This window comes from Pinisolibacter sp. DMC100, from assembly GCF_056313705.1.
The window spans coordinates 814,353-833,453 of the sequence record NZ_JBQUZT010000002.1; the positions used below are offsets into that span (position 1 = coordinate 814,353).

General features: G+C 68.8%; 17 protein-coding genes. All 17 read left to right on the top strand.

The window, feature by feature from the left end; all coding sequences use genetic code 11:
- Positions 1-9: 9 nt before the first annotated feature.
- Positions 10-879 (top strand): 5-oxoprolinase subunit B family protein, encoded by an 870-nt coding sequence (locus ACT541_RS12610; protein ID WP_476137359.1) that lies wholly within the window; start codon positions 10-12, stop codon positions 877-879.
- The gene (locus ACT541_RS12615; RefSeq protein ID WP_476137361.1) at positions 876-1,850 is read left to right on the top strand and encodes a 5-oxoprolinase subunit C family protein; all 975 of its coding nucleotides are present in this window, start codon (positions 876-878) and stop codon (positions 1,848-1,850) included. Before ACT541_RS12610 ends, ACT541_RS12615 begins: the two co-directional genes overlap by 4 nt.
- A 124-nt stretch (positions 1,851-1,974) precedes the next feature.
- Positions 1,975-3,054, top strand: a complete 1,080-nt coding sequence (torT, locus tag ACT541_RS12620; RefSeq protein WP_476137363.1) for a TMAO reductase system periplasmic protein TorT — start codon at positions 1,975-1,977, stop codon at positions 3,052-3,054.
- Between the two features lie 68 nt (positions 3,055-3,122).
- Positions 3,123-4,640, top strand: a complete 1,518-nt coding sequence (locus ACT541_RS12625; protein WP_476137365.1) for a sugar ABC transporter ATP-binding protein — start codon at positions 3,123-3,125, stop codon at positions 4,638-4,640.
- Complete coding sequence (locus ACT541_RS12630) at positions 4,637-5,665, top strand: ABC transporter permease (protein WP_476137366.1); 1,029 nt, start codon at positions 4,637-4,639, stop codon at positions 5,663-5,665. The genes ACT541_RS12625 and ACT541_RS12630 overlap by 4 nt, the downstream gene beginning before the upstream one ends.
- 285 nt (positions 5,666-5,950) lie before the next feature.
- Complete coding sequence (locus tag ACT541_RS12635) at positions 5,951-7,567, top strand: ABC transporter ATP-binding protein (protein WP_476137368.1); 1,617 nt, start codon at positions 5,951-5,953, stop codon at positions 7,565-7,567.
- Positions 7,568-7,844: 277 nt separating this feature from the next.
- Positions 7,845-8,327, top strand: a complete 483-nt coding sequence (locus tag ACT541_RS12640) for a MarR family winged helix-turn-helix transcriptional regulator (RefSeq protein ID WP_476137370.1) — start codon at positions 7,845-7,847, stop codon at positions 8,325-8,327.
- 23 nt (positions 8,328-8,350) lie between these two features.
- Positions 8,351-9,046, top strand: a complete 696-nt coding sequence (locus tag ACT541_RS12645; RefSeq protein WP_476137372.1) for an SDR family NAD(P)-dependent oxidoreductase — start codon at positions 8,351-8,353, stop codon at positions 9,044-9,046.
- Position 9,047: 1 nt separating this feature from the next.
- Complete coding sequence (locus ACT541_RS12650) at positions 9,048-10,382, top strand: NAD(P)/FAD-dependent oxidoreductase (RefSeq protein ID WP_476137374.1); 1,335 nt, start codon at positions 9,048-9,050, stop codon at positions 10,380-10,382.
- Positions 10,383-10,466: 84 nt separating this feature from the next.
- Positions 10,467-12,104, top strand: coding sequence for a peptide ABC transporter substrate-binding protein (locus ACT541_RS12655; RefSeq protein WP_476137376.1), 1,638 nt, complete (start codon positions 10,467-10,469; stop codon positions 12,102-12,104).
- Between the two features lie 180 nt (positions 12,105-12,284).
- The gene (locus ACT541_RS12660) at positions 12,285-13,235 is read left to right on the top strand and encodes an ABC transporter permease (protein ID WP_476137378.1); all 951 of its coding nucleotides are present in this window, start codon (positions 12,285-12,287) and stop codon (positions 13,233-13,235) included.
- Between the two features lie 9 nt (positions 13,236-13,244).
- Positions 13,245-14,147, top strand: coding sequence for an ABC transporter permease (locus ACT541_RS12665; RefSeq protein WP_476137380.1), 903 nt, complete (start codon positions 13,245-13,247; stop codon positions 14,145-14,147).
- Between the two features lie 35 nt (positions 14,148-14,182).
- Complete coding sequence (locus ACT541_RS12670; protein WP_476137382.1) at positions 14,183-15,514, top strand: NAD(P)/FAD-dependent oxidoreductase; 1,332 nt, start codon at positions 14,183-14,185, stop codon at positions 15,512-15,514.
- A 344-nt stretch (positions 15,515-15,858) separates the two neighbouring features.
- Positions 15,859-16,794, top strand: coding sequence for a sulfurtransferase (locus ACT541_RS12675; RefSeq protein ID WP_476137384.1), 936 nt, complete (start codon positions 15,859-15,861; stop codon positions 16,792-16,794).
- Between the two features lie 109 nt (positions 16,795-16,903).
- Entirely contained in the window at positions 16,904-17,659 is a 756-nt protein-coding gene (locus tag ACT541_RS12680; protein WP_476137386.1) for a TVP38/TMEM64 family protein, read from the top strand.
- Positions 17,656-18,645 carry a lysylphosphatidylglycerol synthase transmembrane domain-containing protein gene (locus ACT541_RS12685; RefSeq protein WP_476137388.1) on the top strand — a complete coding sequence of 330 codons (990 nt, stop codon included), beginning with the start codon at positions 17,656-17,658 and terminating at the stop codon, positions 18,643-18,645. The genes ACT541_RS12680 and ACT541_RS12685 overlap by 4 nt, the downstream gene beginning before the upstream one ends.
- 38 nt (positions 18,646-18,683) lie before the next feature.
- Positions 18,684-19,097, top strand: a complete 414-nt coding sequence (locus tag ACT541_RS12690; protein ID WP_476137390.1) for a rhodanese-like domain-containing protein — start codon at positions 18,684-18,686, stop codon at positions 19,095-19,097.
- Positions 19,098-19,101: the final 4 nt, after the last annotated feature.

The following is a 19,101-nucleotide window of genomic DNA, read 5'->3' on the forward strand; positions in this document are numbered from 1 at the left end:
GAGAGACCCATGAAGACGCGCTACTCCTTCGGAGGCGACGAGCATCTCTTCGTCGAGATCGACGAAGCCATGTCGCTCGACGCCTTCTTCAAGAGCCTGTCGATGTGCAACGCGGTCAAGGAGGCCGGCATTCGCGGCGTCACCGAGATCTGCCCGGCCAACGCCTCGATGCAGGTGAAGTTCGACCCCGATCTCATCGCCCCCGACGATCTCTTCGCCGAGGTGAAGGCGCTCGAGGCCGTGGCCGAGAAGTCCGACCACGTGCTGAAGACCCGCATCGTCGAGATCCCGGTCTTCTACGACGACCCGTGGACGCACGAGACGCTGATGCGTTTCCGCGAGCGGCATCAGGACCCGAGCAAGACCGACCTCGAATATGCCGCCGCGATCAACGGCTACGCCGGCGTGCCGGAGTTCGTCGCCGCCCATTCCGGCGCGCCGTGGTTCGTGTCGATGGTCGGCTTCGTCGCCGGTCTGCCGTTCATGTACCAGATGGTCGAACGGGCGAAGCAGATCGAGGTGCCGAAGTATCTGCGCCCCCGCACCGACACGCCGCGTCTCACGGTCGGTCACGGCGGCTGCTTCGGCTGCATCTATTCGGTTCGCGGCGCCGGCGGCTACCAGATGTTCGGCATCACCCCGATGCCGATCTACGACCCCAGGCAGGAGATCGGCTATCTCAAGGAGATGATGACCTTCTTCCTGCCGGGCGACATCGTGCAGTTCCGCTCGGTCGGCCGCGAGGAATACGACCAGGCCGTCGCCGAGGTCGACGCCGGCCGCTACCACCCGCTGATCCGGCCGGTCACCTTCTCGCTCGACGCCTTCCACGCCGATCCCGCCGCCACCACCGCCAAGCTCCAGGAGGCGCTGCAATGACCATCGCGGTCGTCAAACCCGGCCTTTCGACCACGGTCCAGGACCTCGGTCGCCCCGGTTGGTACCATCTCGGCATCCCGGTCTCGGGTGCGATGGACCGGCAGTCGCTGCGTGCCGCCAACCTCCTCGTCGGCAACGACGAAGGCGCCGCAACGCTGGAGATCACCTTCCTCGGCCCGGAGCTGCGCTTCACGCAAGCCGCCCTCGTTGCGGTGACCGGCGCCGAATTGCCGCCGAAGGTCGACGGCGCGGCGCGCCCGACCTGGACCGCCTTCCGCGTCGAGGCCGGCCAGACGCTCACCTTCGACTTCCTGAAGGCGGGAGCGCGGGCCTATCTGGCGGTCGCCGGCGGCATCGACGTGCCGGTGGTGCTCGGCAGCCGCTCGACCTACACGCTCGGCGCGCTCGGCGGCCATCAGGGTCGCAAGCTCGAGGCCGGCGACGTCCTGCCGATCGGTACGCCGGAGAAGACCGTCGCCGAGGGACGCAGCCTCGCCCCCGAACTGCGCCGGCCGCTGCCGAAGACGGCGGAGCTGCGCATGATCCCCGGGCTCTACTGGCACCGCCTGACCGAGGAGGCCGGCGCGACCGTCTTCGCCGACACCTGGAAGGTGGCGCCGGAGGCCGATCGCATCGGCTATCGCTTCCGCGGCGGTCGCAAGATGAGCTTCGTCGATCGCGACCCGCCCTTCGGCGCGGGCTCGGATCCCTCCAACGTGGTCGACTGCTGCTATCCCTACGGCTCGATCCAGATCCCCGGCGGTCTCGAGCCGATCGTGCTGCATCGCGACGCGGTGTCGGGCGGCGGCTACTTCATGGTCGGCACGGTGATCTCCGCCGACATGGACCTGATCGGCCAGCTGCAGCCCAACACCCAGACCCGCTTCGTTCCCGTCGACATGACGGCGGCGCTCGCCGCCCGCCGTGACCGACGCGGTGCGCTCGACGAGATCCGCCGCGCCCTCGCCTGAGGTCGCGTCCCTCGTCGCCTCCCGGAAGGTCCGCCTTCCCCATCCCAGACCGAAAGACGGAGAAGCCGACGGCTTCTCCGAACCCTCCCCTCTGCTCGCCAGCAACCGAGAGGATACCGGAACCATGCGTCGCATTCCGTCTCTGATGGCCGCGTCCCTCGCGGCGACCCTCGCCTCCGCCACGCTGGTGCGCGCCGCCGACGCGCCCTGGTTCCCCTATCCGGCCGAGAAGGTCGTCCCGCCCTTCGCCGCCGACAGCAAGGCCGAGCCGATCTCCTACGAGCCGCTCGCCAAGGCCTCGAAGCCCTGGAAGATCTGCGTCTCCTTCCCGCACATGAAGGACGCCTATTGGCTCGGCGTCGACTACGGCGTGGTCGAGGAGGCCAAGCGCCTCGGCGTCAAGCTCGTCGTCGTCGAGGCCGGCGGCTACACCGAACTCGCCAAGCAGATCTCGCAGATCGAGGACTGCGTCGCCAACGGCGCCCAGGCGGTGGCGATCGGCGCCATCTCCGCCGACGGTCTCGCCTCGGTGGTGGGCGAGCTGAAGAAGAAGAACGTGCCGGTCGTCGACCTCGTCAACGGCATCAACTCGCCCGACGTGGCGGCGAAGTCGCTCGTCTCCTTCTACACGATGGGCTTCCAGACCGGCGCCTATCTCGCCAAGCTGCATCCGGCCGGCGGCAAGCCCGCCAAGGTCGGCTGGTTCCCGGGTCCGGCCGGTGCCGGCTGGGTCGAGGCGGCCAACAAGGGCTTCCTCGAGGCGACCAAGGGCTCGGCGCTCACCGTGCTCGATCCGAAGTACGGCGACACCGGCAAGGAAGCCCAGCTGAAGCTGGTCGAGGACGTGCTGCAGTCGAACCCCGACATCGCCTATGTCGCCGGCACTGCCGTGACCGCCGAGGCCGCTCAGGGTCTGGTGCGCGAGCGCGGCCTCAAGGGCAAGCTCGGCCTCCTCGCCTTCTACATGACGCCCGGCGTCTACGAAGGCATCGAGCGCGGCTTCATCACCGCCGCCCCCGCCGACAGCATGGTCATCCAGGGCCGTATCGCCATCGATCAGGCGGTCCGCATCCTGGAAGGCAAGGAGGTCGTCAAGCACGTCGGCCCGAAGATCTTCGCCGTCGACGCCGCCTCGCTCAAGTCGGTGGCCCGCGAGAACATCCTGCCGCCGAAGTCGTTCCAGCCGGTCTTCAAGGTCGACTGATCCCGCCCTCCGGCCGGCGCCACCCGGCGCCGGCCGCCCCCCTTTCGACCACGCCCCGGGAGACGACGATGACCGACTTCGGCCGCCCGCCGCTGGTGGAAGCGCTCCGACTGACCAAACGCTGGCCCGGCGTGGTGGCGCTCGACGGCGTCGACTTCTCCGTCCGGCCCGGAGAGGTCCACGTCCTCTTCGGCGAGAACGGCGCCGGCAAGTCGACGCTGATCTCGATCCTCGCCGGCGTCACCACGCCGAGCGAAGGCACGGTGCTGCGCGACGGCGAACCGGTCGCCTTCACCTCCGTCCGCGACGCGCGCGCCGCCGGCATCTCCGCCGTCTTCCAGGAATTCTCGCTGGTGCCGACCCTGACGGTGGCCGAGAACATGTTCCTCGGCGACGAGTTGGGCGCCGGCCCCTTCGTCGACCGCGCCGCGCAGCGCCGCCGCGCCGTCGAACTGCTCGCCCGGCTCGACTTCGCCATCGATCCCGATGCGGTCGTCGCCGGCCTGTCGCGGGCCGAGCAGCAGATGGTGGAGATCGCCAAGTCGCTGCGCTCGGATCTCTCGGTGCTGATCCTCGACGAGCCGACCGCCTCGCTCTCCGACAAGGAAACCGACCACCTCTTCGGCGTGGTCGAGGCGCTGAAGGCGGACGGCATCGGCATCGTCTACATCTCCCATCGCATCCACGAGTTCGCCCGCATCGCCGACCGCATCACCGTGCTGCGCGACGGCCGCCTCTGCGCCACCGTGCCGGCGGCGGGCGTCACCGAGGAGACCCTGCTCGAGCTGATGGCCGGGCGCGCGGTCGGCGAGATCTATCCCGACATCCCGCGCCATCCCGGCGCGGTGCGCCTCGAGGTCGAGGGTCTCGTCGCCCGTTCGGTCGACGGCGTCTCCTTCACCGCGCGGGCCGGCGAAGTGCTCGGCATGGCGGGGCTGGTCGGCTCCGGCAAGTCGGAACTGTGGCAGGCGGTGCTCGGCCTCGTGCCGAAGAAGGCCGGCCGCATCGCCCTCGGCGCGCGCGACGTCTCCGCCGGCTCGGTCGCCGATCTGGTCGAGGCCGGGCTCCACTACCTTCCCCCCGACCGCAAGGAGGACGGGCTGCAGCTCGCCGCCTCGGTCGAGGACAATCTGGTCTTCGGCCTGCTCGAGGCGGAAGAGGTCGTCCGCCCGCTCGGTCTGGTGTCGATCGGCGCGGCCCGCCGCGTCGCCCGGGCGATCGCCGACCGGGTCGAGGTCGCCCGCCGCCACCTGCCGCGCCTCGTCTCGCAACTCTCCGGCGGCAACCAGCAGAAGGTGCTGTTCGGCAAGGGTCTCGGCCGCGACTTCGACGTCTACGTCTTCGACGAACCGACCGTCGGCGTCGACATGGGCACCCGCGCCCAGCTCTACCGGCTGATCGACGGCCTCGTCCGCGCCGGCAAGGCGGTGATCGTCGTCTCCTCCGACCTCAACGAGGTGATGAACCTGTCGCACCGCCTGCTGGTCTTCGCCGACGGCCGCATCACCGCGGAACTCGAGGGCGACGCGATCTCGGAGACCGAAGTGCTGCGCCATTTCTTCGACAACGAAAGGACCCCCGCATGAGCCCCATCATCGATGACCGCCCGCCGCTGGGACCGTCCCTGATCGCACCGGTGCGCAGCCTGTTCCTCGCCGTCGGCGTGCTGCCGTTCTTCCTGGCGATCGCGCTCGTCGTCTTCTCGCTCGCCTCGCCGCAGTTCCTCGGGGTCGACAATCTCGTCAACGTCGCGCGGCAGTCGGTCTATCTGATCCTGGTGTCGCTCGGGCAGATGCTGGTGCTGATGACCGCCGGCTTCGACCTCGCCGTCGGCACGGCGATCGCCCTGACCTCGGTGGTCTCGGCGATGGTGATGGTCCGGGTCGCGGCCTTCTTTCCGGACGCGGTCGGCGTGGCGATCGCCCTCGGCGCGGTCGCCGGCATCGCCGCGGCACTGGTGCTCGGCATCGTCAACGGCGTCGGCGTCGCCAAGTTCGGCGTCTCGCCCTTCATCATGACGCTCGGCGTGCAGTCGATCGGCGCCGGCGCGTCGCTGTTCCTGACCGGCGGCGTGCCGATCTCCGGGCTGCCGCCGGAATTCGCCGACACGTTCGGCTTCGGCCGGGTGCTCGGGCTGCCGGTGCCGGTGCTGGTGGCGATCGTCTGCATCGCGGCGGTCTGGGTCTTCGTCCAGCGCGGCCGGGTGGGCCGTCACATCCTGGCGATCGGCGGCAACGCCAAGGCGGCGCGTCTGTCGGGCATCGACGTGACGCGGACGCTGATCGTCGCCTACTGCCTGTGCTCGTTCCTCGCCTCGATCGCCGGCCTCCTGCTGACGGCGCGGGTGGAATCGGGGGAATCGAACCTCGGTGGCACCATCGCGCTCGAGTCGATCGCGGCCTGCGTCATCGGCGGCGTGTCGCTGCGCGGCGGCATGGGGCGGGTCGAGAACGTCGTCCTCGGCGCCTTCTTCATCGTCCTGGTGCAGAACGGCATGAACCTCGCCCAGATCGGCTCCTACATGCAGATGGTGCTGATCGGCCTTCTCCTGGTCGCCGCCGTGGTCGCCGACCAGATCCGCTATCGCCAGTTGCTGGGCGCCCGGTCCTGACGACGACGTCCCGGTCGTCGTCCCCGACGACCGGGACCGAGGCCCGCACGGGTCCGTGCCGTCACTTCGCGGTACGTTCGGCGCCGAGCAGATCGGAGATGCGGCGCGAGGCGGTGCCGGCGATCCGGGGCCGGCTTCCCGGCCGCCGGGTCCTTCGGCCTGCGGGCCCGATCCGACGTTCGGGGCACGGCAGGGTTCTTGCTAAGCTCCGCGGGTCGGTCGACGGACGGCCCGGTCGTCCGTCGGTCCGGCATGCCGCTTTCGGAAGAGAGGGAGACACCGTCCATGACGCGATCCACAGTTCTGTCGATCGAGAATCTGACCGTCGCGCTGCCGCGCGAGATGGAACGCCGGCATGCGGTCGAAGAGGTCTCCTTCGACCTCGCGAGCGGAGAGATCCTGTGCATCATCGGCGAGTCCGGATCGGGCAAGTCGGTGACGGCGTCCGCGATCATGGGGCTTCTGCCGAAGTCGATGAGCGTCGTCGGCGGCGCGATCCGTTTCCAGGGGCACGATCTCGTCGGCGAGGCGGACGACGTGTTGCAGAAGCTGCGCGGACGCTCGATCGGCATGGTGTTCCAGGATCCGCTCTCCGCGCTCAATCCGTTGATGACGATCGGCCGGCAGATCGCCGAGGTCATGGAAGCCCATGGGGTGGGAACGGCGGAGAGCCGCGCCGGCCGGGTCACGGCCCTGATCGAGGAGGTCGGTCTGCCCGACCCGGAGCGGATCCGGCACCAGTATCCGTTCCGGCTCTCCGGCGGCCAACGCCAGCGGGTGATGATCGCCATGGCTCTGGCGCTCGATCCGGACGTCCTGATCGCCGACGAGCCGACGACCGCCCTCGACGTCACGACCCAGGCGCAGATCCTGGAGCTGATCCGCAAGATCCAGCGCCGCAAGAACATGAGCGTCCTGTTCATCACCCACGATTTCGGCGTGGTCGCCGACATCGCCGACCGCGTCGTGGTGATGGAGAAGGGCCGGATGGTCGAGGCCGGGCCGACCGAACAGGTGCTCTCGTCGCCGAGCCATCCCTATACGCAGCGCCTGATCGCCGCCGTGCCCAGGCTGGAGACGGGCCGCGCGGAGACCTCGACGCACAGGGTCAAGGTGTTGGAGGTCGAGGGACTCCGCAAGACGTTCAGGGTCTCGCAGGGTCTCTTCGGCCGCTCCCGCGAGGTCTGCGCGCTCGACGACGTCGGCTTTTCGCTCGAAAAGGGCCGGACGCTCGGGGTCGTCGGCGAGTCCGGCTCGGGAAAATCGACGCTGGGGCGCGTTCTGCTCAAGCTGATCGATGCGGACGCCGGTCGCATCCTCTTCGACGGTCGTGACATCGCGGCCATGGCGGAAACCGAGTTCCGCGCGTTGCGTCCCTATGTGCAGATGATCTTCCAGGATCCGTTCGCCTCGCTCAATCCGCGGCGGACGATCGGCCGGATCCTCACCGCCGGGCCGGTGTCCCACGGTGTGAGCGCGAAGGAGGCGCGCGCCAAGGCCCTGCGCCTGCTCGAGCGGGTGGGGCTCGGGGCCGGCAGCTACGACCGGTTCCCCCACGAGTTCTCCGGTGGCCAACGCCAGAGGATCGGGATCGCCCGTGCGCTCATGCTCGATCCGGTGCTGCTCGTCGCCGACGAGTCCGTCTCCGCGCTCGACGTGTCCATCCAGGCCCAGATCCTCGACCTGCTCGACGAGATCCGGCGCGAGACCGGCGTGTCGATGATCTTCATCACTCACGACCTGCGCGTCGCCAGCCGGATTTCCGACGAGATCGCGGTCATGCACCGCGGTCGCCTGGTCGAACTCGGCACCCCCGACCAGATCTTCCTCGCGCCGACGCACCCCTATACGCGCCAGCTCGTCGCCGCCATTCCCGGGCGACGCTGGGAGCCCGCCGCCTGAGACGGCCCTCCCCTCGAAACCACGATCGCCGTCGACCTCGCAGCACCCGTGTCGCTCACCAGAGCGGCACGGGTGCTGTGCATATGGCGCAATATTAAGCAGATATTCCAGTGGCTGAAAATTATTCGCCAGCGTCAAAAAAATGGTTGCAAATATCCACCATCCTGCAAACTATAAGCACTGTTACATAGAGACGTACCCAGATGTGCAGCCTTCACTCGCGCGGAGCCCGCTTCGCGTGCCGCGAAAACTCGTGCCTGGAAATTTTCGAAGCAAAATGAGCGACAAGAACAAGCCACCAGTCTCGATAGACGAAATCGATCTCGACGTTCTGGAGGGAACGCTGAGCTTCTACATCCGTTCGATCAACATCGCCGTGTCCCGCGATCTCGACGAGAGGCTCCACGGTCTCGAGGTGGCGAAGGGGACGGGCAAGATCTCGACGCTGCTCCTGGTCGATTCCCATCCCGGCATCCGCTCCTCCCACCTGGCGCAGCTGACGCTCAAGGACCGCTCCGCCATGGGTCGGATCGTCGACCAGATGGTCGCCGCCGGCCTGGTGCGGCGGGAGACCTCGGCCGAGGACAGCCGGGTCCAGGAACTCCACATCACGCCCGAGGGCGCCGCTCTCGCCGTGGAGGTGCGCGCCCGGGTCACCAAACAGTCGGAAGACTTCTTCGCCGGCGTACCCGAGGCGGAGAAGCAGCTGCTCCTCGACATGCTGCGGCGGACCTACCGCCGGATCGCCGGCCTCGACTGAGTGCGATCGGAAAGGAAGACGTGATGACGGAAGCGCGCGTCGCCATGATTTCGGGAGCGAACCGCGGCATCGGTGCCGCGATCGCTCGCGAGCTCTCCACGCGAGGGTGGCGCCTCTCGCTGGGGATGCGCCGGCCGGAGCTCGCCTCCGAACTCGATCCGGACCGCACGCTCGTTCACGCCTACGACGCGAGCGAGGCGGGCGAGGAGACCTGGGTCGCGGCGACCCTCGCGCGCTTCGGGGTGGTCGACGCCCTCGTCGCCAATGCGGGCGTCATGATCCCGAAGACGGTGATCGAGGCCGACGACGCCGACCTCGACGCGATGCTGGAGGTCAACGTGAAGGCGCCGCGCCGGCTCGCCAAGGCGGCCTGGGCGCCGCTCGGCGCCTCCGGGCGCGGGCGGGTGGTGGTGATCGCCTCGCTGTCCGGCAAGCGCGTGAAGTCGCCCGCCGCGTCGCTCTATTCGCTGTCGAAATTCGCCGCCGTCGCGCTCGCCCACGGCATTCGCCACACCGGCTGGGACCTCGGCATCCGCGCCACCGCCGTCTGTCCCGGTTTCGTGTCGACCGACATGGCGAGGACCCTGTCGTCGCGGGCGGACGACGAGATGACGAACCCGGCCGATCTCGCCCGCGTCGTCGCCATGCTCTTGGATCTGCCGAACGAAGCGAGCGTCGCCGAGTTCGCCCTCAACTGCCAGCTCGAGGAGTCGTTCTGACATGCCCGGTCCCCAGGTCGTCCCGGTGAAGGGGGATGATGCCCTGCCGAAGAAGGTCGACGTCGTCGTCATCGGCGGCGGCATCATCGGAACCTCGACTGCGCTCGAACTCGCGGAGGCGGGCCTCGTCGTCGCCCTCTGCGAGAAGGGCGGCATCGGACAGGAACAGTCGAGCCGCAACTGGGGCTGGGTCCGCCTCGCCCGCCGCGACCCCCGCGAAGTGCCGCTGATGGTCGAGGCCCTGCGGATCTGGGCCGGGCTCGATCAACGGATCGGCCGCGACACCGGCTACACCCGGTCCGGCATCGCCTTCTCCTGCGCCACCGACGCCTACCGCGCCGAGATGGAGCGTTGGATCGACCAGAACGTCGCGCGTTATCAGGTCGGGATGCGGATGCTCGACGCCAAGGAGTTCGAGGCCCTGTATCCCGGCACCCGGCTGAAGACCAAGGGGGCGCTCTACGCCCCGATGGACGGTCGGGCCGAACCGCAGAAGGCGGCGCCGGCGATCGCCGAGGCGGCGCGGGATCGCGGCGCGGCGATCCTCACCGAATGCGCGGTCCGCGGCATCGAGACGGCGGGCGGGCGCATCTCCGGCGTCGTCACCGAACGCGGGTCCATCGCCTGCAGTTCCGTCGTCCTCGCCGGCGGCGCCTGGTCGAACCTGTTCTGCGGCCGGTTCGGCATCGACCTCCCCCAGCTCAAGGTCATGAACTCGGTCATTCGCACCGAACCCTTCGAAGGCGGCCCGGACTACGCCCTGTGGGACGACGACTTCGCGTTCCGCAAGCGTCAGGACGGCGGCTACACGATCGCATCCGGGCGGACCAACATCGTCGACATCGTTCCCAAGTCCTTCCGCTACGCCCGCGCCTTTCTGCCGGCGCTGGCCCAGGAATGGCGCGCGCTGTCGTTCCGCGTCGGCCCCCGCTTCCTGGAGGAGGCGCGCCAGTCGCGGGACTGGTCGATGGACGGGGCGTCGCCCTTCGAGGCCTGCCGCGTGCTCGATCCGACGCCGTCGCAACGGGTCGTCGACAAGGCGATGCGGGCGCTGAAACGGGCCTATCCGGTGTTCGAGGGCGCCAAGGCCGCGCAGGCCTGGGCCGGATACATCGACGTGACGCCGGATGCCGTGCCGGTGATCTCGGCCGTCGACGCCATACCCGGCTTCCACATCGCGACCGGCTTCTCCGGCCACGGTTTCGGCATCGGTCCGGCCGCGGGCCGCCTCATGGCCGATCTGGTGATCGGCCGTGCGCCTCTGGTCGATCCGAGGGATTTCCGGTTCTCCCGCTTCACCGACGGATCGAAGGTCCGGCCGATCAGCGGTTTCTGATCGACATCCGGGGCGGCGCCGCGGCGCCGTTCCGCTCACCCGCCACGCTCGCCGACGAGACGACAGACAGAGGAGTTCCTACGCATGACCGACAGGTTCGCCCCCCTCTCCCGCCGCCAGGCCCTCGCCCTTCTCGGCGGCACCGCCGCCGGCGTCGCGTTGTCCGACACCGTCGTCTGGGCGGCGGCGAAGGCCGTCAAGGGCCAGCTGACCGTCGCCTTCTCGCAGGAGCCGACGGTGTTCAACCCGCACATGCCGCACATCGAGGTCGACGAAGGCATTCACTTCAGCATCTTCGATCCGCTGTTCGGCATCGACGAGACGGGCAAGTTCACGCCGGCGCTGGCCGCGGAAGTGCCGACGGTGGAGAACGGCGGCATCTCGGCCGACGGTCTGTCCTGGCGCGTCAAGTTGCGCGACGGCGTCAAGTGGCACGACGGCAAGCCCTTCACCGCCGAGGACGTCAAGTTCACGCTCGAACTGCTGGTCGATCCGGCCTTCCGCAGTTGGCGCCGCGCCGGCCATGATCTGGTGCGCGATCTGACCGTCGTCTCGCCGACGGAGATCACGTGGCGGCTCGAGAAGCCCTATGCGCCCTATGCCTCGATCCTCGCCTCGACCTTCATCACGCCGAAGCACGCCTTCGCCGGCGTCGCCGACAAGAACAACGCGCCGTTCAACAACGCGCCGATCGGCACCGGACCGTACAAGTGGTCGGAGCGTGTCGCCGGCGACCACATCCTGCTCGCCGCCAACACCGACTATTTCGGCGCCGGCCCGCATCTGGAGAAGGTGATCTACAAGTACATCCCCGATCTGACCGTCCTCTATACCCAGTTCAAGACCGGCGACGTCGACGTGTCCGGCCTGCAGTGGATCACCCCGGATCACTATGCCGAGGCCAAGACGCTGCCCGGCAAGATCGTTCAGGTCGTCCCGGGGTCGACGGTCGAATCCTTCACCTTCAACATGGAACGGCCGCAGTTCAAGGACGCGGCGGTGCGCCGGGCGCTCTACCATGCGCTCGACAAGGCGACGATCATCGAGGCGCTCTACTACGGCCTGCCGCGCCCGACCGAGACCTACATGCCGCAGGAGTCGTTCTACTACAATCCGAACCTGCCCAAGCACGAGTTCAGCCTCGACAAGGCCAAGAAGCTGCTCGACGACGCCGGTTGGAAGGTCGGCGCCGACGGCATCCGCGCCAAGGGTGGGGTGAAGCTCGCCTTCACCAACTCCACCACCGCCGGCAACCACATCCGGGAACAGGTCCAGCAGTTCATCCAGCAGAACCTGAAGTCGATCGGGATCGAGATGACGATCTCCAATCTGCCGCCGGCCGTGATGTGGGGCGACTACTGGATGCTGTCGAAGTTCGATTCGGTCATCGTCGGCCTCGATTTCGTCTCCGGCGATCCCGATACCTCGGACTACTTCCTGTCGACGTCGAGCGCCGGCAAGGGCGGGGCGGGCCAGAACACCTGGCAATATGCCAATCCCGAGGTCGACAAGCTGCTGGCGCAGGGCGCCTCGAGCTTCAAGCCCGAGGAGCGCAAGGCCGCCTACCTGAAGATCCAGGAGATCATGCGCGCCGACCTGCCGTTCCTGCCGATGTTCCAGTACGCGACGGTGCGCGGCCGCGCCAAGGGCGTGGAGGGCTTCAAGGCCAACGTCAACACCCGGATCGACACCTGGAACATCGGCGACTGGTCCCGTTCGTGACCCGCCCCTCGTCGTGAGCGCCGAACCGGCACCCACGACCTCGCCGCCCGCCGCGCCGCGCGTCTCAGGGTGAGGTGACCGGGCGGCGGGGGCCTGCCCGGTGGCGAGGGACGAGGCCATCGCTCCCTGCGATCGCAGATCGCGGGAGCCCCGAGATCCAGGCCGAGGACGGAGGCCGTCATGTTGCGCTATCTCGCCGGTCGGCTCTGGCAGAGCCTGATCCTGCTCTTTCTGGTGTCGATGATCGGCTTCGCACTGCTGCATCTCGCGCCGGGCGGCCCGCTGTCTCAGTTCGCGCTGACGCCGGGCATGACCCAGGCGGAGATGAAGCGGATCGCCGCGCAGATGGGGCTCGATCGCCCGCTGCCGGTCCAGTATCTCGACTGGCTGCTCCACATGCTGCAGGGCGACTGGGGGCGGTCGTATCGCGACAATCGCCCGGTGATGCAGGTCGTCTTCGACCATCTCCCCGCGACGCTGCTGCTGATGGTGACCGCGACCACCATCTCGCTGACGGTCGGCGTCTTCGCCGGCATCAAGGGGGCGATCCATCGCAACTCGGTCTTCGACTATGCCGTGACCGTCGGCGCCATGATCGCCCTGTCGATCCCGACCTTCTGGTTCGGCCTCGTCGCGATCTACCTGTTCTCGGTCGAACTCGCCTGGCTGCCGGCCGGCAACATGTACACGGTCGGCGACGGCTCGGTGCTCGACCATGTCCGTCACCTGATCCTGCCGGCGAGCGTGCTCGGTCTCGTCGACGTGGCGATCTGGAGCCGCTACATGCGCGCCGCCACGCTCGAGGTGATCAACCAGGACTTCGTGCGCACGGCCAGGGCCAAGGGTCTGGCGCCCGCCGTCGTGTTGCGGCGTCACGTGATCGGCAACGCGCTGCTGCCGATGATCACGCTCGCCGGCATGCAGCTGCCGGCGATGCTGGGCGGCGCGCTGGTGACCGAGACCGTCTTCACCTGGCCCGGCATGGGGCGGCTCTTCCTCGACAGCCTCGGCTACAGCGACTACCCGGTGGTCATGGGGCTGCTCATGTTCTCGGCCGTCCTCGTGCTTCTCGGGAGCCTGATCGCCGACCTTCTGGTCGCCTTCGTCGATCCCCGCATCCGGCTCGGATAGGAGCGCCCCATGAGTGTCGCCAGCGTCATGCCCGATGATCCCGCGCCCGACCGGATGCCGCCCGAACGGTGGTGGCGCCATCGCTCGGTGCGCCGTTTCTCACGCCATCGTCTGGCACTGATCGGGGTCGGGATGATCCTCGTCCTGATCGTCGCCTGTGTCTTCGGGCCGCTGCTGCTGCCCTTCGACGATCTCCACATCGACCTGCGCGCCCGTTTCGCGCCGCCGATGACCGGCGCCCACGTGTTCGGCACGGACCCGCTCGGCCGCGATCTCGCCGCGCGCCTGTTCATGGCCGGACGCATCTCGCTGCTGGTGGGGTTCATGGCGATGCTGATGAGCACGGCGATCGGCTCGATCGTCGGCGTGACCGCCGGCTATCGCGGCGGCTTCGTCGGCACCGTCCTGATGCGGTTCGTCGATGCGATCCTGTCGTTTCCGAGCATCTTCCTGCTGCTCGCCCTCGCGGCCTTCATCAAGCCGAGCCCGGCGATGATCACCGTCATCATCGCCCTGACCAGCTGGATGGAGGTCGCCCGCATCGTCGAGGCGGAAGTGCGCTCGCTGCGCGACCGCGACTTCGTGCTCGCCGCCCGCATGCTCGGGCTGTCGAACCGCTGGATCATGTTCCGCGAACTGCTGCCCAACGTCGCCGGCCCGATCATCGTCGCGGCGACACTGACGATCGCCCGCGCGATCCTGCTCGAGGCCTACGTCAGCTTCCTCGGCTACGGCATCCAGCCGCCGGTGCCGAGCTGGGGCAACATGCTCAACGGAGCCCAGCAGTATCTCGCCGGCGCGCCCTGGCTCGCCGTCGTGCCGGGCGTCGCCATCACCATGGCGGTCACCGCCTTCAACTTCATCGGCGACGGTCTGCGCGACGCGCTCGACGCACGCAGTGATGCCGGCTGAGCGGGCGCTCCCGCCCGAAACGGAGGGTTCCGATCATGGCTGCCGATCCGAAGCTCTCGCCGTTCGAGACCACCCTCTGGTACGCCACCGCCGCGCCGCCTCCCGACATGCGGCCGCTCGACGGTGATCGCAGGACCGATGTCTGCATCGTCGGTGGCGGCTACACCGGGCTGACGACGGCGCTCGAACTGGCGCGAGCCGGCGTCGGCGTCGTCCTCCTCGAGGCGCGGGAGATCGGCTTCGGCGGGTCGGGGCGCAATGCCGGGCACTGCACGCCGACCTTCACCCACTACGAACTTCCCGAGATCCGTCGGATGCTGGGCGAGCCCTGGGCGGAGCGCCTGATCGATCGCCAGACCAAGGCGAACCGGCGTGTCTCGGCGATGATCGCGCACTATGCCATCGACTGCGAATGGCAGCAGAACGGCTACGTGATGGCGGCGGCGACGCCCGGCGATCTGCCGCGTCTCGCCGACAAGGTCCGCGACTACAACGCGGTCGGTGCCGATACACGGTTGATCGACCGCGACGAGGCCGAACGCATCACCGGCAGCCCGCGCTTCCACGGCGGCTGGTTCCACGCCGAGGCCGGCCACCTGAACCCGCTCGGCTATGCCCGTGGCCTCGCCCGGGCGGTTCTCTCGGAAGGCGGCAGCGTCCATCCGGACACGCCGGTCACGGGCATCGATCGCACCGCGGCCGGCTGGCGCGTCGTCACCCCGCGCGGTGCCGTCGTCGCCGACAAGGTGTTGTTCGCGACCGGGGCCTACACGGTCGGCGGCTGGCCGGGGCTCGATCGAACCTTTCGGATCATGCGGGTCTTCGTCGCCGCGACGGCGCCGCTGCCGCCGGAGGAACGTCGCAGCGTGCTGCCGCGCAACACCACCATCCACGACGGCCGCGGCGACATCTACGTCTACAAGTACGATGCCGCGGGCCGGATCGTCGCCTCGATGTTCCCGATGGGACGGCGCGGGCGCGATCTCGCCCACACCCGGCAGATCATGACCGACCGGTTGAAGTGGCTCCATCCGCAGATCCGAGGACCGATCGAGTGGCCGTTCTTCTGGTTCGGCGAACTCGACATGCAGTCGCGGACCGTCCCGCGCCTCTACGACCTCGCGCCGGGCGTCGCCGCACTGACCGGACTGTCGGGACGCGGCGTGCCGACGGGCAGCATGCTCGGCGGCATCCTCGCCGAATGGGCGCAAGGCGTCCGCGAACAGGACCTCGCCCTGCGCGTCGAACCACTCCGCTCCGCCCCGTTCCACATGCGCTTCGCCCCGCAGACGGTGCTGCGATGGCACCGCCTGCGCGACAACATCCGCGCCCGCGCGGCAGGTGTCCCCCTGCCGCCCCATGCCTAGCCGGAGGCGAGGAGTTCGGCGAAGATGCCGCCCATGTCGCAGTGATCGTCGTCGAAGACGATCATCGGCCCCGGCGCCGGCCGACGTCGGGCTGTCGGGTCACCACCGACACGATGGACTTCCTCGCCTCGGCGCTCGCCGCCGCCGAGCAACCCCGCGGAACCGACGCACCTCCCGCCACACACGCCGCCGGAAATCGCCACCGTTCGGAGCCCCGAGCGCGGCGCAAACGTATTTCGCTTCTCGGCGAGAGAATGGGATTTCGTCCGCTGCGCCGGCGGCGCCGCACTGATAGTCTACTAAATATATAGAAACAGTCAGATTTGTCCAACAGAGAGAGCAACATGTCGAACCGTCGTGAAATACTCTTCGGCTTCCTGGCGAGCGCTCTGATCGCCGCGACGGTCGGCATGGCGCCGCACGTCGGGATTCGTCCGGCGTCGGCCGCCTCGCCGACCGGGGTCGAGACGCTCGATCGCAAATGGGTGGTGAGTGCCGAAGAGGCGCGCCGGCTCATCGCCGACGGTGCGGTCGTTCTCGACAATCGCGATCCCAAGCTGAGCGCCAAGGATCCGCTGCCCAATGCCGTTCCGCTGGTCTGGCCGCAACTGACCTATCCGAACGTTCCCGAAAAGGGAAAGCTGCTCGACGACGATCGGGCTCTGACCAGGGTGCTGCAGGGAGCGGGCATCGCCAGGGACAAGCCGGTGGTGGCGATCGCCGATCCGATCAACGGCTGGGGCGAAGACGGTCGCGTCACCTGGGCGCTGCGCACGCTCGGCCACCCCGGCGCGGTCTTCGTCGACGGCGGCTATCAGGCCCTGGTGAAGGGCGGCATCCCGACCGTCACCGCGCCGAAGACCCCCGGCGACTTCGTCGTCGCCCGCACCGCCAGGTGGGAGGTCAAGCGCGAGGACGTGAAGGCCGCCATCGGCAAGCCGGGCGTCGTCATCCTCGACACCCGCGAGCCGCGCGAGTACGAGGGCAAGACCCCCTACGGCGAGAGCCGCGGCGGTCACGTCCCCGGCGCCAGGCACATCTGGTACAAGGACCTCATCGGCACCGACGGCCATCTCCTGACCAGGGAGCAGCTCGCCGAACGGCTGAAAGGGCTGGGCATCGACCGGAACACCGAGGTGATCGCCTATTGCACCGGCGGCATCCGCTCCGGCTTCTTCACCTCGACCCTGACCGACGCCGGCTACAGGATCCGCAACTACGCCGGCTCGATGTGGGACTGGTCGTCGGCCGATCCGGCCCAGTACCCGCTCGAAAAGTGAACCGGACGGGGCGGTGCCGCGAGAGGATCGCCGGCGCCGCCCCTCACCGCGATCGCACGCGACGACACCGTCCCTCATCCGATCGGAACCCATCCCGGAGTTCTCATCCATGCAAGTCGCCGTCTCCAGACGCGCCACCCTGGCGGTCATCGCACTGCTCGCGGCCGGCGCGGGGCTCTGTCTCATCGTACCGGGTGTGCGCGAAGGCATCGCCGGGGCGATCCGTGTCGTCTCGGAGGGCGACGTCGAACAGACGATCCGCGGGCTGCGCGACCATTTCCTGAGCTTCGGCCTGTGGGCGCCGCTGGTCTCCGCCGCGCTGATGGTGGCGATCCAGGTCGCCTTCATCCCGGTTCCGACCTTCTTCGTCACCTTCACCAACGGGCTGCTGTTCGGCTGGCTCGCCGGTGCCGGTCTGTCCTGGGCGAGTTCGATGGTGGGGGCGGCGATCTGCTTCTGGATCGCCAGGGGCCTCGGCCGCCCCGTCGTGCAGCGGCTGGTCGGCGACACGCGGGCGCTGGAGGTCACCGACCTGTTCTTCTTCGGCTGGGGCAATCGCGCCGTCCTGATCGCCCGACTGTTGCCCTTCGTTTCGTTCCGAGCCGTCAGCTATGCCGCCGGACTGACGCCGATGTCCTTCACCCGCTACCTCGCGGCGACCGGATTGGGGCAGTTGCCGGGCACCCTCCTCTACGCCTGTCTCGGCGGGCAGCTGACGCAGTCGGCCAAGGTTCTGTTCTGGGCTCTGTCGATCACGGTGGCGATCACGCTGGCCGGGTCCGCCGTCGCCCCCCTCGTCGTCCGGAGCCTGCGCGCCCGGCGCGCCCTGATCGAGGCCGCGCAACCGACCGGAGTCGAACCATGAGCACCCCGCGCGAAAAATCGGCGTTCCGAACCTGGGCGCCGCGCACCGTCGTGACCCTCGCCCTGATCGGCGTCGTGGCGTGGCGGCTCGACCTGCGCAGCCTCGGCGGCAGGCTTCTCGCTCTCGATCCGGCCTGGACGGCACTCGCCTTCGTGGCCGTCTTCGTCGCCGTCGCCGTCTCGGCCTGGAAATGGGGACTGATCCTCGCCGCGCGCGGCCATGCCCTGCCGTTCGCGCGGCTGCTCCGCCACTATTTCGTCGGCCTGTTCTTCAACAACGTGCTGCCGACGACGGTCGGCGGCGACGCCGTGCGCGCCTGGGCGACGACCCGTGATACCGGCGAGACGCCGGAAGCCGTCGGATCGGTCATCACCGAACGGCTCGTCGCCGGCGTGGCGCTCGGCTTCACCGCACTGCTCGGCCTCCCCTTCGTCGCGGTCGGCGGACGGGTCGCCGCTCTCGTCGCCCTGTTCCTGGCGATCGACCTCGCCCTCGTCGCGCTGTTCCTCGTCCCCCGGGTCGCCGAAGCGGCGGTCACCAAGCTGCTGCCGCCGCGCTTCACCGGCATCGGCGAGACCGCGCGCGCGACCGTCGCCGCCGTCCGCGCGACGATCCGGAACAGAGCCCTGTTCCTGCGCGTCTTCGTGCTCTCGATCCTGTTCCAGGTGTTCGTGGCCGCCGTGAACGCCTGCATCTTCGAGGCGATGGGCATACCGGTCGGCCTCGCCGCCTGCCTCGTCTACACGCCGATGATCTTCACCGTGACCATGCTGCCGGTGTCGATCTCCGGCCTCGGCGTCCGCGAGGCGGCCTACCTCTATTTCTTCGCCCAGGCCGGTGTCGGCGAGGTGGAAGCCGTCGGCGCGTCGCTGGCCTTCTTCGTCATCGTCGGGCTCGCCAGCCTGCCGGGCGCCGGCCTCTTCGCCTTCGACCGTCGCCGACCGGAGACCGCCGACCCGCAAGGGAGCGTCCCCGCGCCGATCTGAGATCGATGATCACACCCGAATCCCGAGGATCCCGCATCATGACGACCCAGACCACTCGCTCACCCGCCGTTTCCGCTCTCGCCGCGCTCGTCGACGGCCCCCGCGAGGTGTGGAAGCGCTTCGTCAACATTCTGCGCGGCGTCGAGGACATCGACCCGCGCCGGGCTCAGGCCCTGATCGAGATGGGAGCGCTCGTCCTCGACGTGCGCGAGCCGCACGAATACGAGATCGGCCACGTGCCGGACAGCCTGTTGATCCCGCTCGGGCAGGTCGTCGATCGCGTGGGCGAACTCGAGCCCCATCGCGGCCGGACCATCGTGGTGATCTGCCACGGTGGCAAGCGCTCGGCGACGGCCTGCGAGCGGCTCGCCGGACAGGGCTTTTCCGATCTCCACAACATCGCCGGCGGCATCCTCGCCTGGCGGCGGGCCGGGCTGCCCGAGGTGCGGTGACAGT

Excerpts from the sequence above, each read along its gene's own strand:
- torT (WP_476137363.1), top strand. The coding sequence starts at position 1,975 with ATGCGTCGCATTCCGTCTCTGATGGCCGCGTCCCTCGCGGCGACCCTC.
- ACT541_RS12675 (WP_476137384.1), top strand. The coding sequence starts at position 15,859 with ATGTCGAACCGTCGTGAAATACTCTTCGGCTTCCTGGCGAGCGCTCTG.
- ACT541_RS12635 (WP_476137368.1), top strand. The coding sequence starts at position 5,951 with ATGACGCGATCCACAGTTCTGTCGATCGAGAATCTGACCGTCGCGCTG.
- ACT541_RS12655 (WP_476137376.1), top strand. The coding sequence starts at position 10,467 with ATGACCGACAGGTTCGCCCCCCTCTCCCGCCGCCAGGCCCTCGCCCTT.
- ACT541_RS12665 (WP_476137380.1), top strand. The coding sequence starts at position 13,245 with ATGAGTGTCGCCAGCGTCATGCCCGATGATCCCGCGCCCGACCGGATG.
- ACT541_RS12670 (WP_476137382.1), top strand. The coding sequence starts at position 14,183 with ATGGCTGCCGATCCGAAGCTCTCGCCGTTCGAGACCACCCTCTGGTAC.
- ACT541_RS12640 (WP_476137370.1), top strand. The coding sequence starts at position 7,845 with ATGAGCGACAAGAACAAGCCACCAGTCTCGATAGACGAAATCGATCTC.
- ACT541_RS12610 (WP_476137359.1), top strand. The coding sequence starts at position 10 with ATGAAGACGCGCTACTCCTTCGGAGGCGACGAGCATCTCTTCGTCGAG.
- ACT541_RS12660 (WP_476137378.1), top strand. The coding sequence starts at position 12,285 with ATGTTGCGCTATCTCGCCGGTCGGCTCTGGCAGAGCCTGATCCTGCTC.
- ACT541_RS12690 (WP_476137390.1), top strand. The coding sequence starts at position 18,684 with ATGACGACCCAGACCACTCGCTCACCCGCCGTTTCCGCTCTCGCCGCG.
- ACT541_RS12630 (WP_476137366.1), top strand. The coding sequence starts at position 4,637 with ATGAGCCCCATCATCGATGACCGCCCGCCGCTGGGACCGTCCCTGATC.
- ACT541_RS12650 (WP_476137374.1), top strand. The coding sequence starts at position 9,048 with ATGCCCGGTCCCCAGGTCGTCCCGGTGAAGGGGGATGATGCCCTGCCG.
- ACT541_RS12685 (WP_476137388.1), top strand. The coding sequence starts at position 17,656 with ATGAGCACCCCGCGCGAAAAATCGGCGTTCCGAACCTGGGCGCCGCGC.
- ACT541_RS12625 (WP_476137365.1), top strand. The coding sequence starts at position 3,123 with ATGACCGACTTCGGCCGCCCGCCGCTGGTGGAAGCGCTCCGACTGACC.
- ACT541_RS12680 (WP_476137386.1), top strand. The coding sequence starts at position 16,904 with ATGCAAGTCGCCGTCTCCAGACGCGCCACCCTGGCGGTCATCGCACTG.
- ACT541_RS12645 (WP_476137372.1), top strand. The coding sequence starts at position 8,351 with ATGACGGAAGCGCGCGTCGCCATGATTTCGGGAGCGAACCGCGGCATC.
- ACT541_RS12615 (WP_476137361.1), top strand. The coding sequence starts at position 876 with ATGACCATCGCGGTCGTCAAACCCGGCCTTTCGACCACGGTCCAGGAC.